19 protein-coding genes are annotated in these 16,812 nt (G+C 42.9%); 6 read left to right on the forward strand and 13 right to left on the reverse strand.

Annotated features, from left to right (window positions below; translation table 11 throughout):
- Positions 1-280 precede the first annotated feature (280 nt).
- Positions 281-1,708: a cytochrome c oxidase accessory protein CcoG gene (gene ccoG, locus IEY03_RS14960; protein WP_188843155.1), complete on the reverse strand. Its 1,428-nt coding sequence runs from the start codon at positions 1,706-1,708 to the stop codon at positions 281-283.
- Positions 1,709-1,785: 77 nt separating this feature from the next.
- Between ccoG and IEY03_RS14965 the strand changes: the two genes are divergently transcribed.
- The 3 genes from IEY03_RS14965 (at position 1,786) to IEY03_RS14975 (ending at position 3,519) form a co-directional block, all read left to right on the forward strand.
- Positions 1,786-2,136 carry a hypothetical protein gene (locus IEY03_RS14965; RefSeq protein WP_188843157.1) on the forward strand — a complete coding sequence of 117 codons (351 nt, stop codon included), beginning with the start codon at positions 1,786-1,788 and terminating at the stop codon, positions 2,134-2,136.
- Positions 2,137-2,220: 84 nt separating this feature from the next.
- The gene (locus IEY03_RS14970) at positions 2,221-3,123 is read left to right on the forward strand and encodes a 1,4-dihydroxy-2-naphthoyl-CoA synthase (RefSeq protein WP_188843159.1); all 903 of its coding nucleotides are present in this window, start codon (positions 2,221-2,223) and stop codon (positions 3,121-3,123) included.
- A gap of 180 nt (positions 3,124-3,303) precedes the next feature.
- Positions 3,304-3,519, forward strand: coding sequence for a DUF2061 domain-containing protein (locus IEY03_RS14975; protein ID WP_188843161.1), 216 nt, complete (start codon positions 3,304-3,306; stop codon positions 3,517-3,519).
- Positions 3,520-3,544: 25 nt separating this feature from the next.
- Here the strand turns inward: IEY03_RS14975 and IEY03_RS14980 are convergent, their stop codons facing one another.
- The 4 genes from IEY03_RS14980 to IEY03_RS14995 form a co-directional block, all read right to left on the reverse strand.
- A complete protein-coding gene (locus IEY03_RS14980; protein WP_188843163.1) occupies positions 3,545-4,744 on the reverse strand; it encodes a potassium/proton antiporter in 1,200 nt (399 codons plus the stop codon).
- Positions 4,745-5,017: 273 nt separating this feature from the next.
- Positions 5,018-6,112, reverse strand: coding sequence for an ABC transporter permease (locus IEY03_RS14985; RefSeq protein ID WP_188843166.1), 1,095 nt, complete (start codon positions 6,110-6,112; stop codon positions 5,018-5,020).
- Positions 6,112-7,038 carry an ABC transporter ATP-binding protein gene (locus IEY03_RS14990; RefSeq protein WP_188843168.1) on the reverse strand — a complete coding sequence of 309 codons (927 nt, stop codon included), beginning with the start codon at positions 7,036-7,038 and terminating at the stop codon, positions 6,112-6,114. The genes IEY03_RS14985 and IEY03_RS14990 overlap by 1 nt, the downstream gene beginning before the upstream one ends.
- A gap of 2 nt (positions 7,039-7,040) precedes the next feature.
- Positions 7,041-8,000: an HlyD family secretion protein gene (locus tag IEY03_RS14995; RefSeq protein ID WP_188843170.1), complete on the reverse strand. Its 960-nt coding sequence runs from the start codon at positions 7,998-8,000 to the stop codon at positions 7,041-7,043.
- 173 nt (positions 8,001-8,173) lie between these two features.
- Between IEY03_RS14995 and IEY03_RS15000 the strand changes: the two genes are divergently transcribed.
- The gene (locus IEY03_RS15000) at positions 8,174-8,356 is read left to right on the forward strand and encodes a DUF6435 family protein (RefSeq protein WP_188843172.1); all 183 of its coding nucleotides are present in this window, start codon (positions 8,174-8,176) and stop codon (positions 8,354-8,356) included.
- A gap of 301 nt (positions 8,357-8,657) precedes the next feature.
- Positions 8,658-8,909, forward strand: coding sequence for a hypothetical protein (locus IEY03_RS15005; RefSeq protein WP_188843174.1), 252 nt, complete (start codon positions 8,658-8,660; stop codon positions 8,907-8,909).
- A gap of 12 nt (positions 8,910-8,921) precedes the next feature.
- Here the strand turns inward: IEY03_RS15005 and IEY03_RS15010 are convergent, their stop codons facing one another.
- From IEY03_RS15010 to IEY03_RS15040, 7 genes are all read right to left on the reverse strand, one after another.
- On the reverse strand, positions 8,922-9,512 hold the full coding sequence (locus IEY03_RS15010) for an HAD-IB family hydrolase (protein WP_229778354.1): 591 nt from the start codon (positions 9,510-9,512) through the stop codon (positions 8,922-8,924).
- Positions 9,513-9,523: 11 nt separating this feature from the next.
- The gene (gene arsJ / locus IEY03_RS15015) at positions 9,524-10,750 is read right to left on the reverse strand and encodes an organoarsenical effux MFS transporter ArsJ (RefSeq protein WP_188843178.1); all 1,227 of its coding nucleotides are present in this window, start codon (positions 10,748-10,750) and stop codon (positions 9,524-9,526) included.
- Positions 10,751-10,763: 13 nt separating this feature from the next.
- A complete protein-coding gene (locus IEY03_RS15020; RefSeq protein WP_188843181.1) occupies positions 10,764-11,789 on the reverse strand; it encodes an ArsJ-associated glyceraldehyde-3-phosphate dehydrogenase in 1,026 nt (341 codons plus the stop codon).
- Between the two features lie 14 nt (positions 11,790-11,803).
- Entirely contained in the window at positions 11,804-12,301 is a 498-nt protein-coding gene (locus IEY03_RS15025; RefSeq protein ID WP_308424622.1) for a phosphatase domain-containing protein, read from the reverse strand.
- A 32-nt stretch (positions 12,302-12,333) separates the two neighbouring features.
- Complete coding sequence (gene arsB, locus IEY03_RS15030) at positions 12,334-13,356, reverse strand: ACR3 family arsenite efflux transporter (protein WP_188843183.1); 1,023 nt, start codon at positions 13,354-13,356, stop codon at positions 12,334-12,336.
- A 47-nt stretch (positions 13,357-13,403) separates the two neighbouring features.
- Positions 13,404-14,198 (reverse strand): metalloregulator ArsR/SmtB family transcription factor, encoded by a 795-nt coding sequence (locus tag IEY03_RS15035; protein ID WP_188843326.1) that lies wholly within the window; start codon positions 14,196-14,198, stop codon positions 13,404-13,406.
- Positions 14,199-14,271: 73 nt separating this feature from the next.
- Positions 14,272-14,967 carry an aspartate/glutamate racemase family protein gene (locus IEY03_RS15040; RefSeq protein WP_188843185.1) on the reverse strand — a complete coding sequence of 232 codons (696 nt, stop codon included), beginning with the start codon at positions 14,965-14,967 and terminating at the stop codon, positions 14,272-14,274.
- A gap of 300 nt (positions 14,968-15,267) precedes the next feature.
- Between IEY03_RS15040 and IEY03_RS15045 the strand changes: the two genes are divergently transcribed.
- Positions 15,268-16,461: a class I SAM-dependent rRNA methyltransferase gene (locus IEY03_RS15045; RefSeq protein ID WP_188843186.1), complete on the forward strand. Its 1,194-nt coding sequence runs from the start codon at positions 15,268-15,270 to the stop codon at positions 16,459-16,461.
- A gap of 157 nt (positions 16,462-16,618) precedes the next feature.
- Here IEY03_RS15045 and IEY03_RS15050 read toward each other — a convergent pair whose 3' ends face one another.
- Positions 16,619-16,789: a hypothetical protein gene (locus IEY03_RS15050; protein WP_188843188.1), complete on the reverse strand. Its 171-nt coding sequence runs from the start codon at positions 16,787-16,789 to the stop codon at positions 16,619-16,621.
- Between the last annotated feature and the right edge of the window lie 23 nt (positions 16,790-16,812).

A 16,812-nucleotide genomic window follows, 5' to 3' on the forward strand; every position in this document is an offset into this window, starting at 1 on the left:
CCCTTGTCTGCGTCAAGTGTTTTTTCAAACTTTCTTTTCGCTGTTGATTTGAGCTTAAAACCGAAGTTTTTTTGTTTCAAATCAACCTGACTTGCTACTTTGCTTTCGCGCTGTGCCGTGTCAGTGGATGCGCATTATAGGGAGCTAAGATTTTTGCGCAACCCCTTTTTTAAAGTTTTTTACAAAACACAGATTGATGGCGCAAATATTGCTCATAACGTACAAAAAAGGGACTATTCGTCCCTTTTTATGCTGAATTTAGCTTTTTTATCGTTGTTTATTATTCCCCAAAGAAGCGGGTTTCTTGGGTGGTTATCACCTTTTCACCATTAATTTGGGTTTCTACAACAATATTTATGTTAGTCACACTGCGTTTTAGGACTACAGGGTCTACCGCGACACTAATAGGTAAGGTCAGTACTTCACCTGCGGCAATGCTGACATTGTCTGGTCCTATCCACTTGGCATTATCAAGCCCATCGACACTTAACTTATAATCATGTTGATATTCGGTCTTGTTGAGAATTTTAATGGTAAAAGTATTCTCTATCTCGCCGCGGCTATTCTCACGATATAGTGCATTACGATCTCTAATTACATCCATTCTCACTGGCGCTATGGTAGCACTTGCATAAATGAATAAGAGTATCATTACGGTTAGTACGACACCGTAACCCACAAGTTTAGGTCTTAAGACTTTTTCTTGAATGTTATCTAATTTGTTTTCGGTGGTATAACTGATTAAGCCCTTGTCATAACCCATGCGTTCCATTGTGGTATCGCACGCATCAATACAAGCACCACAATTAATGCATTCGTATTGCAGACCATTACGGATATCAATGCCTGTTGGACAAACTTGTACGCATAAGTCGCAGTCAATACAGTCGCCCAAGCCCATTTCTTTTGGATCAGCTTTACGTGAACGGGGACCGCGGGTTTCACCCCGTTTGGTATCATAACCAACTATATATGTATTCTTATCGAACATTGCTGCCTGAAATCGAGCGTAGGGGCACATGTGAATACACATGATTTCCCGCATCCAGCCAGCATTGCCATAGGTTGCTAGGGTAAAGAAAATCACCCAGAAATAGATACTGCCATCAGCATTCAGCGTAAATACGTCGATATACACTTCACGGGTAGGAACAAAATATGACACAAAGGTCATGGCAGTAAGTAAAGCCACCAATACCCAAGCAGTATGCTTAGCGGTTTTGCGCCATAATTTGTCAAAACTCCACGGCATTTGGTCTAGCTTAATTCGCTTATTACGCGCACCTTCAAACTTCTCTTCAAACCAGATGAATATGAATGTCCATACCGTTTGCGGACAAGTATAGCCACACCATACTCGGCCTAGATATGTCGTCACAAAAAATAAGCCAAAGGCGGCGATCATAAATAGCGCAGCTAATAAGGTAAGGTCTTGAGGCCAGATGGTTAAACCGAACACATGAAACTTTTGCTCTGCAAGGTTGAACCATACTGCTTGACGGTCACCCCATGGGATCCAAGGTAGTATTAAAAAGAACAACATGGAAACCCACCCCATGCGACGACGAACACGAGTCCACAGCCCGTCTACAGCACGCACATAGATACTATTACTGGGATTGAAACGGTCCGCTTTACTGGCGTCGGGTTGATGAATCTTTATTCGATTTTGTTTCGAATAATCTTTGGGCTTCGATTCTATTGTCATTTTACAGCCTTACTACATTAACATTACAAAGAAACTGGAATAGTATATACCTTTCTAACATTAACTCGGACAGAAAAATGAGAGGTTGGATAGGTTTAGCCATCATAGCTGGCATATTGTATTACTTTGCAACAGAAACAAATAAGCTCGATGAGCCTATTGATTATGTTAAAAGCATTTTTATTTCTGCTGATAAAAAATTATCCTCGATGACGGGAACAAAGATTCAACGGATTGATACTAAAATTCCGGCACTAAAAGAAAAAATCTACGAGCGCTTGTCTACCATAGAAATCCGCGAACTCGATGGCGTCTTCACCGACAGTGAAGCTATTGCTGACTTTAAACAAGAATATTGCTTAAATTCTAAAGCCAGTCATCCAGTGTTTAGTCGCGAAAATTTGCAATTTATTTGCGATAAGATTTAGTTAACAGATTTATCCTCGCTAGATTGACCTGCATATTAATACAGCCTAGCCTTTGGATAATTGATTGAAAAAGGCTAGTAAATAATGACTGAACAGGTTTCTGATATATTTAACCCATCGCTTTGGGATACTGTTAGTGGTTTCGATTTTGAAGATATCACTTATCACCGCGCAAAAGATCAAGGAACGGTGAGGATTGCGATTAATCGTCCTGATTGCTTAAATTCATTTCGCCCTAAGACTGTAGACGAACTCTATATGGCGCTAGACCATGCAAGACAGTGGTCAGATGTAGGCTGCGTATTGATCACGGGGAATGGCCCATCGGCAAAAGGCCAATACTCTTTCTGTGCTGGCGGTGACCAACGCATTCGTGGCAAGGATGGCTACAAATATGAAGGTGCTGAAGAAGGCAAACCAGATATTGCTAGAATGGGGCGACTACATATATTAGAAGTACAACGTCTTATCCGTTTTATGCCTAAAGTGGTGATTGCCGTTGTACCTGGTTGGGCTGTTGGCGGCGGCCACAGTTTACATGTGGTGTGCGATCTGACCCTAGCGTCTAAAGAACATGCCATATTTAAGCAAACCGATCCTGATGTAGGTAGCTTTGACTCAGGCTACGGCAGTGCTTACTTAGCAAAAATGGTTGGTCAAAAACGTGCCCGAGAAATTTTCTTTTTAGGCTTTAACTACTCTGCAGATGAAGCCGTACAAATGGGCATGGTGAACCGCTCTATTCCCCACGTGGAACTGGAAACCGAAGCGTTAGTCTGGGCAAAGGAGATTAACAGTAAATCACCGACAGCTATGCGCATGCTTAAATACGGATTCAATTTATCTGACGATGGTTTAGTTGGCCAACAACTGTTTGCTGGTGAAGCGACACGTTTAGCTTATGCGACCGATGAAGCCCAGGAAGGACGTGATGCCTTTTTAGAAAAACGCGATCAGGATTTCACAAAATTTCCTTGGCATTACTAAGTCAAACTACAGCCCACATCAAAAATAGACCTTTATAGGTCTATTTTTTTAGCTTGTTAAAGCTAATCGAGTCAGCCTTTTAACCTAATTGATAAATACCACTTTAAATACAAATGAGAATTGTTATCGTGTCGGTATAGTAACAATCATCCTATTAATTCATGTTAAGGCGACGCTATTATGAAAAAAACCATCAGTTTTGCGATTTTACATTTCAGTGTCGCATTCACCATTACCTATTTACTCACTGGCAGCATAGTCATTGGCGGTGCTGTAGCGTTAATAGAGCCCGCTGTGAATACTGTGGTGTTTTATTTTCATGACAAGGTATGGTCTAAAATTGAAGCGGCCAAAGCCGCTAAGATACTCACTAGCTCAAACACTGTGATAATTTAAGCTAGATCTAAAAAGGAAAGATAGCCTAAGGCTCTTTATTTGTTTGCTCTAATCCAAGTTTACTGGCTAATGGCGCAATAGCACCGCCTTGAATAAATACTGAGAAAAGCACAAAAAAGAACACCATGTGCACAATCTCGATTGAGCCAGGTACACCTGCTGCAGCAGGTATCAGTGCAAACACAATAGGTGTTGCACCTTTTAAACCAATCATTGAGATAAACAATCGCTTTTTCCAACTGGCTTTAACAAACGGCAGATAACACAACTGTACAGCTAATGGCCTAGCAACAAAAATTAATAGCAATGCAGGAATAATCGAAGCCCAAAACACTGTGATTAATGTTTGCGGGAAAATTTGTAACCCGAGCACGATAAACATTAACGCCTGCGCCAACCAAGATAGACTATTAAAAAAGTGCACATTAACCAATTGACCGCGCTTTATACCATTTCCTATCACCACCCCGACAATATAAGAGGCCAGTAAAATATTGCCACCAAGCATTTCAGCACCATAAGTGGCAATAATAAATGTGGCCAACACAAACACAGGAATTAAACCAAATTCAGATAAATTTATTTTACTAAGTAAAATCACTGCGATTTTGCCAATCAGCCCGCCAACCACAATAGCGACCAAAATTTGAGTCAGCAGGTTCATGGCCAAGTTAGGGAGTGCAATTGTTTGGCTAGATGAAAGCACCATATCGGTTAATACAATCACCATCAACATGGCGACAGGGTCATTGGTCGCTGATTCGAACTCAAGCACTGTGTCAGTTCGCTCTTTGAGCTTAAGCTTTTTGGACTCAAGTATTGAAAACACCGCAGCAGCATCAGTTGAAGACACTATTGCCGCAAACAAAAGGCAAGTAATAAAATCAAAATCGAGCAAACCATAAAGGATCACGGCAAAGAAGATCGTAGTGAACAACACACCAAATGAAGCCAGAACACCGCCCTCTTTATAGGCCACGGTAATTTTATCTTTTGAAGTATTTAGTCCGCCAACAAACACAATGACATTCAAAGCAAGCCCACCTATCCAGGCAGTTTGAGCAAGATTATCGTACACAAAATTAAATTCTCCATTGCCTAGCGCTAACCCTACCCCCATAAAAATCAGCAATGATGGAATACCTAAAGTGCGTGATGGATGGTGCAGTAAAATACCGATGACAATTAAGATCGCTATGCCAATCATAATCATCTCAATTGTCATAATATTCTCTCTAAAAATTTGAATTAAGGCATAAAGTGCTTAATTATAAAGCACTCTATAAAAATATAATGTTTGACTAAAAAACACTCAAAACAGTTGAGCAATTAAATAGTCAAAGAAAAAATCGTGACATGTTAATTTCTATTTTAACGTTATTCAGTCGTCTGTTCTAAAACATAAGCAACAAAAACAGTAAATTAATATCCAACAACTTCCCTTACCTGCATATAAACTAATATACCAATATGATTCAACCCCTAGGGTTACACCTGTCTAATCTAAGGTTTTTTTAAAGCGACTAGCAGCAATGATTACCCCGATGAAGGTAAATCCTGCAAGCCATAATGTGTCTCGCCACAAGTCAATTAAATCAGCTTCTCGCACTACAACGCCACGAATAAGCCGCATAAAATGAGTTGCAGGCAGAACTTCAGATATCCACTGCGCCAACACCGGCATGCCCTCATAGGGAAACATAAACCCAGACAGTAAAATGGATGGTAACAACACAAACACGGTCATTTGCATAGCTTGTAACTGAGTGTTAGCGACTGTCGATATCATCAACCCTAGGGTTAAACTTGCTGAAATAAAAAGTAATGTACCCAATAAAATTTGCGTCAGCGAGCCATTGATAGGCACATCAAATATGCCATGACCTAAACCCAGAATAATCCCGACTTGAACCAAGCCAACAAAAATATACGGCACAATTTTGGCGATCATTAGCTCCATTGGGTTAACTGGCGTAGTTATCAACAACTCCAAATTACCTCTTTCTCGCTCTCTAACAATGGCGGTGCTGGTAAATAGAATCATCGTCATTGTCAAAATGACCCCTAATAATCCCGGCACAATGTTAACCGCTGAGCGCCTCGTTGGGTTGTAATACAACACCACCTCAAAGGTTTTTATCGTTTGCGGGCGGATGTCAAAATCAAAGTCAGTTAGCGGCATTGACTGCAAAGCCAAAATGGCGGAGCTGATCATAGTGTCAGAACCATCAACAATCCATTGACCTAACACCCGCTGTTGCATCATGCGCTGGGTTAAATCGTTAGGCAGAATTAAAGCGGCCTTTACTTCACCTTGTTTAATGGCAAGCTCAGCCTCTTGAACCGTGGCATAACGCTGTGTCACTTGAACAACCTGTGTCACTTTAACCGACTCAATAATCACTCTCCCAGCAGTGCTTTGGCTTTGATCAACCACCGCGATGGGGATTTGTCTAATATCGGTATTAATGGCATAACCAAAGAGTAACAGCTGGATTAACGGGATCATCACCACCATGCCGAAGGTGATCCTGTCCCGTGACAGTTGGCGAAATTCTTTGATAATAATCGCTTTCATCCGTAAGAAAGACATTATTGTCGCCCCTCCCCAGTCACACACACAAACACATCTTCCAAACTTGGCCGCGCGAGGTTGATTTCGGCATGACTTAACTCAGTAAATGTTGTTTTTAACCACTCAATGGGATCAATTACATCTTGAAAAATCAACACCCGCAAACGCACCCCTTGCTGTGCAGTCGAGCGAACTTGCTTACAGGCCATCAACTTAAGCTTTAACGCCCTTAGGTTTGGTGCGTATACTTCGATGACGTTTACGCCCATATCACGCATTAACATTTCAGGCTCGCCATCAGCACGGATTTGGCCACTTTCCATGATAGCTAATCGATGGCAGCGCTCAGCTTCATCCATATAATGAGTGGTCACCAGAATGGTGGTGCCTTGCTCCGACAAATCAAACAATTGCTCCCAAAAGTCGCGGCGGTTTTGCGGATCCACAGCTGAGGTAGGCTCATCTAAAAACAATAATTCAGGGTTATGCATGGTGGCACATGCTAATGATAAACGCTGTTTTTGGCCGCCACTCATACCAGCAACCCGCTGCTTGCGCAAAGCATCTAAACCATAGATGATTAACTGTTTCTCGATGCGATGGCGAAGAAGCTTACTGTTCATTCCAAATATTTGACCAATAAACTGCATGTTTTCTTCAACACTTAAATCATCATAAAGAGAAAACTTTTGCGTCATGTAACCAATTTTTAAACGTAGCGCTTCTGTTTGCTTTGGAATCGACAACCCCAGCACATTGACCTCGCCTGAGGTTGGGCTTAGCAAACCGGTTAAGACTCTTATCATGGTGGACTTGCCACAACCATTGGGCCCCAAAAAACCGTAAATACAGCCTTTGGGAACCCGGAGGGTGACATTCTCTATCGCGGTAAAATCAGCAAACTTTTTCACCACATTAACCGCTTCTATAGCAAGCTGTGTCATGGTTACTCTCCGCTTGATTCGACAATATCTACCTGCGCGGGCACACCGGAAGGGTATTGAGCCGCAGTATCGACCAAATCAACTTCAGCAAGGTACATTAACCGCGCACGCTCATTTTCAGTTAATGCGAAATACGGCGTAAACGAAGCCTCGTGAGACACCCAACGCACCTTGCCTTCAATGGCCTGTTCCACACCATCAACATGCACCATCACTTTGCGCCCTGGGGTAAAATGTATGCGATGGTTAGCCGGAACATACACTCGCGCATAAGGCACGCTATTGGCCAGCATAACGGCAACAATACTATTTACCGCCACGCGCTCGCCTAGGTTATAAGGAAGGTTATCTAAAATACCATCTCGGGTGGCCACTATGGTTAACTCTGCCAATTTTTGAGTTTGTAACGCCACTTCAGCACGGCTTGCAGCCAACTCGGCCTTGGCCTGCTCAATATCTTCCACCCTTGAACCCGCGGTCAATTTACTAAACTCTTCTTTAGCGGCATTAAGTGAAGCTTGTGCTTTATCTCGACTCGCTATTGCGCTATCTAGCTCAGATTGACTCACAATTTTACGTTCCACCAGCTCAACCTGGCGGCGATAGTGCTTTTGCGATTCAATAAACTGCGCTTCCGCTTGCGCAACCTTGGCTTGTGAAGCTGCAATATCTTCCACTCGTTCGCCATTGGTGAGTTTTTGTAAATACGCAGTGGCTTTGGACTCATTGGCAATGGCCCTAGCCAATATAGCCTGCTGGTTTTGGGTATCTAACTTCACTAACACCTGACCCGCTTCAACCAAACTACCTTCGATAACGGGAAGTTCACGAATAATTTCATTGGCTGTGGCGGTGAAAGTGACCCTATCTCGCTCCAGTGTACCAATGGCTTGGTGAGGGGCTGAAGGCTTACACGCAGACAGTAACCCCATAACCAATAGACTTAACACTATGCGCTTCATTATATTCCCCTGTATCAACTACCCATAAATAACCACACCGCGTCACTGATATTAAGGTATACCATTTATACTGACTAAATCTGTGTCGAATGGCGGCATTGCCATAAAAATAACAACCAAATTCCTGTTATCTGCGTATCAACAGTATATGATAGCCAACTAAAGTGATTTATATGTTTTCATTTTTTAATAAAAATCCCATCAAAAAATTAACCAAGCAGTATGAAGCTAAGCTTGAGCAAGCCATGTATGCCCAGCGCAATGGTGATATTCGAGCTTATTCCATGCTTACCGCTGAAGCGGAGAAAATTAACGATGAAATTATTGCCATAGAACAAAGGCAACAAGCTAATTGAGCTAAACTCAGGTTAATTAACGCTGTCGGCAGTTAAGTTGTCATTGGGACAAAATAACCCATTGGGGTAATGGCAAAAACCTAGATAGAAGCAGCGCTTACACTCAAACGCGAACCTTGCACGGTTTACAAGGCCGACTTGTCCACCAGCAGCAGTCTGCGGCAAATATTCTTGCATGAAACAAAAGCAAAGCGCTGTTTGATATGGATTGAACAACCCGCACGCAGGTTAAATAGGATTACTCTGCAGGCCTTTTTGCTTTACCATTTGATAAAGTATCCCAATATAACATGAGCGCATTTTGGCAAAACCCAATCCCAAAGGCCCAACTCGCACCGTCGATATTTTTTGCGCGAAATGCAAAGCCCAGTTGTTCAAATATCGCAAGGGCGGTAAAGGCACATTAGTAAAATGCTTTAAGGAACGTATTGCAGATGACTTAACCACCACGCCTTGCGTGTGTCCGCAGTGTGAAACAATCTTTGCGAGAGAAACCTTAATACGTGGCGCGCCCGCTTATAAAATGATTGGCGGTAAAGTGACAATGAAATAAGTTTGCAATTTATCATTGTTTCTCGCCCTGGTAATAGCCAACATCAGCCAGAGCAAGCATAGGCCAATCCTCTTTGGTATCGCCATAAGCATAAATAGTGTCAAATCGAGTTAATTCTATCTGTTGAGTGATAGCTGCTACTTTGTCTGCACCACAATCTCCATACAAGTAACGCCCCGTAAAATGCTTGGCAGTTTTTTCTAACTCGCTACAAATCAATTTAATACCCATAGTGCGGCACCAAATGGATAAATAAGGATCAATAGAGGCTGATACGACATACACATGATGCCCTTGTTTTTGATGCCATTTCATACGCGACATAGTTTGTGGTTGCAAAATATGTGGAATAACCTCTGTAACATAGCGCTGCGCAAGGGCTTGTACCTGCTGAATATTACGCCGATAAAACGCCACTGCACTGATTAAAATACGCATTTTACAAGCGGGTAACCAGCCCAATTTATAAAGTAAAATGGCCGGAGACAGTAGCAGCCCACCAATAAAGCGCCGAGGTTTGGGTGTACAAAAAAGGATAAATTTAGTGTAACTGTCTTCGGTCGTCAGGGTGCCGTCAAAATCAAACAAAGCTAGGCCGCTCACTTTGTACTGCTTCACTTAATCAATGACGTTGTTGGTAACTTAATAGATAACATGGCCGCAAGGACAACAAACAGCGCCGAGATCCACAGGCAGGCTTCTAGTCCATAAAACTGATAAACCCAGCCCGATAGCACAGTGCCAATTAATCGCCCCATCGCATTGGCCATATAATAAAAGCCCACATCAAGTGACACGCCATCAGCATCGGCATAACTGACAATTAAATAACTGTGCAGTGATGAATTAATTGCAAATACAGCCCCAAAAATCAATAAACCCACCACTACTGATGCCTGTACATAAAAATCAAAATGTAATGCAAATGCAATTGCGACAGGGATAAGGGTTAAGTAGCTCGCCCATATAAAAGCCGAGCGACCTGTCGGGACTCGCCCCTGTTTTTTACCGGTTATAAAAGGCGCAAATGATTGCACCATACCGTAGCCTATAACCCAGCACGCCATAAAGCCGCCAACCCACCAGTGATCCCAGTTAAATGTCACCGCTAAAAAAACCGGCAATGCCACCACAAACCAAACATCACGGGAACCAAACAAAAAAAGCCGCGCAGCAGACAGAAGATTAATCGCGCGGCTTTTAGAAAACACCTGATTAAATTTAGGTTTATTTTTAGCTTTTCCTAAATCCTGTTTCAACGCGACCAAACTGAATAACCACACCACAGCCAATAGTGATGCCATTAAGATAATCGCACCGTTAAACTCAAGCAAAGTGAGTAATGCCCCGCCCAAAAAGAAACCTATGCCTTTTAGGGCATTTTTAGATCCTGTCAGCACAGCAACCCACTGGTATAACTTACCTTCTGCGCCCGCTGGCACTAATAGCTTAATGGCACTTTTAGCACTCATTTTATTCAAATCTTTAGCGATACCAGACAAAGCTTGCGCCGCCATAACATAAGCGACACTGAGCATATCAGCGGGTACGGCTAACATACCTAAAGCAATGATTTGCAGACCTAGGCCAATGTTCATGGTTTTGTTCAACCCTAAACGCGCCCCAAGCCAGCCACCAATTAAATTGGTCACTACGCCAAAGATTTCATAAAACAAAAACAACATAGCAATATTAATCGGGCTATAACCTAGGTGATGAAAATACAGCACCACCAACATGCGCAATGCACCATCGGTTAAAGTAAACGCCCAATAATTGCCCGTTATCACCAGGTACTGCTTAATTTGTGGCGATAACTCGCTTAATGATAAAAGTCCCATTAATGATCAGCCTTTAGCTATTTTTATCCGCCAAACCCACCATACGAACTAGCTCTGCTGTGCGATTGGCATAGCCCCATTCATTGTCATACCACACATACAGCTTCACCTGAGTGTCATTAACCACCATAGTGGATAAGGCATCAATAATGCTTGATCGCGGATCGGTTTTATAATCAATCGACACCAGTGGGCGGGTTTCATAGCCTAATATGTCTTTAAGCTCATTTTCAGCCGCTTGTTTCAATAATTGATTAACCTCTGCCACATCCGTTTTACGCTCAACTTCAAACACACAATCAGTTAACGAAGCATTGGTTAATGGCACACGGATAGCGTGACCATTTAGCTTGCCTGTTAACTCAGGAAAAATATGGGTAATCGCGGTGGCCGAGCCTGTTGTGGTCGGAATTAAGCTAGTGCCACACGCACGGGCGCGGCGCAAGTCTTTATGCGGCGCATCGATAATGGTTTGCGTATTAGTGATGTCATGGATAGTCGTCATTGAGCCATGCTTAATACCAATTTTTTCATGGATCACTTTTACTACTGGCGCTAAACAGTTGGTGGTACAGGAGGCTGCGGTGACGATAGGATGAATCGCTTTATTGTATAAACCTTCATTCACGCCCATCACAATATTAAGCACACCATCTTCTTTAACGGGTGCGGTCACCACGACTCGCTTTACGCCTTGATCTAAATAAGCTTGCAATAGAGCTTTGGTTTTAATTTTACCTGAAGCCTCAATTACCACATCACACTTTGACCAATCCGTGTCTTGAGTCGCCACATTTTGAGTACATGGAATTGTTTTGCCATTAATTAGCATGGCTTGAATACCATTCACTTCGGTGTGGCTTGCTTCGTGATGCCAACGACCATGCACTGAATCAAAGGTCATCAAGTGCGCTAAGGTTGCGGCATCACCCGCAGGATCATTGATATGTACAATTTCAATGTCATCCCAGTCAAATGCGGCGCGCATTGATAAACGTCCCATACGGCCAAAGCCATTAATACCGATTTTAATCGTCACCTTGTTATCCTCGTTTATCGTTGTGAATTGAAATAATTGAGCTGCACTGGATGTTTCAGTGCCTTAGGTCTAATTTGCTGTACTTGTTGTATAACCTTTGGGGCAGGCCAACCATAGGCAAGCAGGATCAAACCAATCACCAACCCCGTTCTGCCTGAACCACCACGACAATGCACAGCAACTGTGCCCTGTTGTTCCAGCACAGCTAAGATAGTCGCTTGATGTAATTGCCACTGGGTTTCGAACACGCTATTGGGCGCGGCGTCATCAGCAATAGGTAACTGTAACCACTGTATATCTTGTTCGGCACACACCTTTGCCAAATCACTGGCATTATTTTCGGCCATTTCTTGATCAAACATCAGCGTGAGTAACATATCTGTACCCGCCTGTTTTAAGGTGGCAACCGAGTCTGTCAAATTAGCGCTTTGGGTTCCGGGGCAAGGCGTAAAAATAAGCCTAGCGCCATTATCTAAAGTTAATGTGTCAAAAGGGTGTGATTGCATCGTCATAGGGTTATTACCATTAGTGTTTGGATACGTTATTACTGAGTCGCTTGTTGATTAACTCGGTTATTTAAAAATGCCACTAAAGACAGCATTACCGGCACTTCCACCAGCACCCCAACAACCGTTGCCAGTGCTGCGCCAGAGTGTAAGCCAAACAAAGAAATAGCCACAGCGACCGCGAGTTCGAAAAAGTTAGACGTACCAATTAAACAGGCTGGGGCCGCTATATTGTGCGGTAGCTTTAATCGTTTAGCGGCTATGAATGTCAGGTAGAAAATGCCATAGGTTTGCAGTAGTAATGGAATGGCGATAAGCACAATAATCTGCGGTTCTGACACTATGGTATTGGCCTGAAAACCAAACAGAAGCACCACAGTGGCCAATAAACCAATCACTGACCAGGGCTTTAACTTTGCCAAAAATTGATTAATCCCCAGCTCACCACGTCGCTTATTGAGCCACTGCCTTGTAAGCACACCAGCTATTAATGGCAACAACACATACAAAAGCACTGATACCAGTAAGGTTTGCCAAGGCACTTGAATATCACTCACACCAAGTAAAAAAGCTGAAATAGGCGCAAAAGCAAAAATCATAATCACATCATTTACCGACACTTGTACTAAGGTGTAATTAGGGTCGCCTTTTGTCAGTTGTGACCAAACAAATACCATCGCAGTACAAGGCGCTACCCCTAGTAAAATCATCCCCGCGATGTATTCTTGCGCCGAAGCAGGATCTACCCATTCGGCAAATAAAAAGTTAAAAAACAACCAGCCAAGTGCAGCCATAGTAAAAGGTTTAATCAACCAGTTAATCACTATTGTCAGCAATAAACCTTGAGAGTTTTTGCCAATGTCTTTTACGGCTGAAAAGTCTATTTGCAGCATCATGGGGTAAATCATCACCCAGATAAACACCGCCACCACAATATTCACATGGGCCACTTCAAGACTCGCTATCGCTTGAAACACCTGGGGTTGTAATAAACCTAACCCCACACCAATCATGATGCACAAGCTTACCCATACCGACAGATAACGCTCAAAAATCCCCATACTATAAACCTTCTATTGTTATCCCCACCGTTTAGCCCGATGAGGGATTACTGACAAAAACTCGCTTTATTCGGTCGACCTTGCATATCGGCTAGCCGAGTTAACGGGATATTAATCAGGGGAATATTGTTCTCGGTGGTTTGAGCTAATACCGACTTTGCCCACAAAGGTAAATCAGGATGAATACGATAAAATACCCACTGTCCCTGTTTTCTGTCGCTAATGATGTTGGCCTTCTTTAACACAGCCAAATTACGCGAAACCTTAGGTTGGCTGTCTTCTGCCAATGCTTGCATTAACTCACATACACACAGTTCCCCATGGTAATGGGTCAACATTAAGGTTTTTAAGCGAATATCATCGGTTAAGCATTTAAAAAAAACGGTCGGGTCGATATCAAATGCAGAAGCGGGTTGCACCTTCAACTCAGTAGCTGCGGCGTTTTCAACCAGTAAAAACATCGACAGGCGATTATTGATTTCATTCAAGGTGGCCGCAAAAGGATTATTGCCTAAACGCGCTTTAGGATCGGGAAAGTCCCAGGAAAATTGCTTAGCAGCACCGGGATAGCTTCTGCACTCGTTGCTGGCTTTGTCGCAAAGTGTGATCACGTAATCGAATGCTTGGCCCTGATAATCATCAATATGATTAGAGACTAAATTTTTGCTATCAACACCAAAACGATGTAACGCCTCTAAGGTACGGCTATCGACAGCCTCGGGATGAGTTCCCGCGCTATAGGCAGAAAATACATCACCGGCTCTATGGGTAAGTAGTGCCTCAGCCATTTGTGATCTAGCTGAATTACCTGTGCATAGAAACAACACCCGCAGTTTTGTCATATTCATATTTCATTTAAGCCACAGCAAACACATATGAAATAGTGTATATGTGAAATATTACATGTAAAGTAATTTATCCCTTTATTGCTAAAGCCACCGCTTTAGCGGCATGAATTTGGGTGGTGTCATAAAGCGGGACATCTGTGTGTTGTGGTTCAACCAATAACGCAATTTCAGTACACCCCAAAATCACGGCCTCAGCACCTTGCTGATAAAGATGATTAATAACCGAAATAAAATCCTGCCTAGATTGATGATTGATAACCCCAAGACATAACTGGTTATAAATCACATCGTGGATCATATCTTGCGCTGTGCTGGTGGGCACCAGCACTTCAATACCAAATCGCTCAGTGAGGCGATTTTTGTAAAAATCCTCCTGCATGGTGAATTTAGTGCCAAGTAGCCCTACGCGTTTTATGCCGTCTGTTATCAGTTTTTGTGCGGTGGCATCGGCAATGTGAACTAACGGAATACTAATCGCCGCTTGAACCTCATCAGCCACTTTGTGCATGGTATTAGTACAAATAAGCACAAAGTCAGCACCTCCCGCCTCAACAGCCTGCGCCGCTTTTGCCAACAATATTGCGCTATCATGCCAACGATTTTGACGCTGTAGTTTCTCTATCTCATCAAAATCAACACTGTAAAGACACACCTTAGCAGAGTGCAAACCGCCTAATTCCAGTTTAACGCCTTGGTTTATTGCTTGGTAATAACTCACGGTCGATTCCCAACTCATTCCACCTATCAGGCCAATTGTTTTCATTTAGCGGCAACCTCATTTGATGTTTAATTTGATATGTTTGCTATTTAATCTGCATATAACTTAGCCAATATACGGATTAAATACAGCCACTGTATAGTCGCACTTAGACCTATTATTTACCCCTAACGAAAAACAAACATCTGCAAGAGTGATCATTTTGCTATTTGTCAGGTTTTTAACTTCAAAACACGCTATGATCCGCATCCTATACGCATATGTTTTTCAGCAAAGCCGCAGGCATTGTTAAGCGTAATGAACTGAATCCCATTTATCACTTTTACAATTACATTAGGCAATACCATGGCTATCAGAATAAAACTTAAACCTGGACGCGAACGTTCATTAGAACGCCGCCACCCTTGGGTGTTTTCCAACGGTATTCATAACGTCAATGGCGGCAAACCACAAGCGGGTGACACAGTTGATGTTGTGGGTCACGACGGCCGCTGGTTAGCACGCGGAGCATGGTCGCCAGAATCACAAATTCAAGTTCGCGTATGGACCTTCAACAAAGAAGAGGCTATCGACGCCGACTTTTTTGCCCGCCGTATTCAAAGAGCCCAAGCAGGGCGAGAAGACTTAATCCGTGAGCAAGGCCTAACGGGTTATCGTTTAATCGCCGCTGAATCTGATGGTTTACCGGGGATCACCATTGACCGATATGCCAATGTATTAGTGTGCCAACTCCTTAGCGCAGGTGCAGAAAAGTGGCGCGACACCATTGTAGAGCAATTAGCGAGGCAATTTCCTGATTGCGCCATCTATGAACGTTCAGATGTTGATTCACGCAAAAAAGAAGGCTTATTGCCAGTCACCGGTTTACTGCACGGCGAGTTACCACCCATGCCGGTCATCATTGAAGAAAACGGCATAAAAATCGCGGTTGATGTGGTGAAAGGTCATAAAACCGGATTTTACTTAGACCAACGTGATAACCGCGCCATGGCCGCACGTTTTGTTAAAGGTAAATCGGTACTCAACTGTTTTTGCTACACAGGCACCTTTGGTTTGTACGCCGCAAAAGCGGGCGCAGCCAGTATTGAAAACGTCGATGTATCATCATTAGCCCTGCAAACCGCCCGCGACAATATGGCGATTAACGGCCTAAACGACGATAACGTTAACTACAACGAAGCCGATGTATTCAAGCTATTAAGACAATATCGCGACGAAGGTAAAACCTTTGATGTCATCGTGTTAGACCCACCTAAATTTGCCGATAATAAAGCGCAATTAGACGGGGCGTGTCGTGGTTACAAAGACATCAACATGATCGCCATGCAGTTACTCAAACCAGGTGGGATTTTATTAACTTTCTCATGTTCTGGTTTAATGCAGTCAGACCTATTCCAAAAAGTGGTTGCCGACGCCGCATTAGATGCCAAACGTGAAGTACAGTTTGTTGAGCGTATGCATCAAGCAAGCGATCATCCAATTAGCAGCGCATTTCCTGAAGGGTATTATTTGAAAGGGCTTGTCGCTCGCGTTTGGTAATCGTTAAATAGACCTAATCAAAAAGGGAACAGATACTGTTCCCTTTTTTGTTGAATATAACTCAAACTACTTAACGACTTACTTTTAATGAGGCATAAAACAGAACGAATACTTTTCAATAATAGCTCACTATGACCTATCAACACTAATCAATAAATCACCATTTACCAGACACAATATTGATATACACCCCAACAACAATAACCGCCAACATTGATGCGATAAAAGGGGCTGTATTTGCTACCATAAAAGCCATACCAAGCGCGGCACCGAAGCACAACGTCACACCTGCCAGTTTTTCTCGCCCAAGATTATTTTTTAACTTCAAGTAAACTCCTCATCCGTTGAGCC

The organism is Shewanella aestuarii, assembly GCF_014647215.1.
GTDB lineage: Bacteria > Pseudomonadota > Gammaproteobacteria > Enterobacterales > Shewanellaceae > Shewanella > Shewanella aestuarii.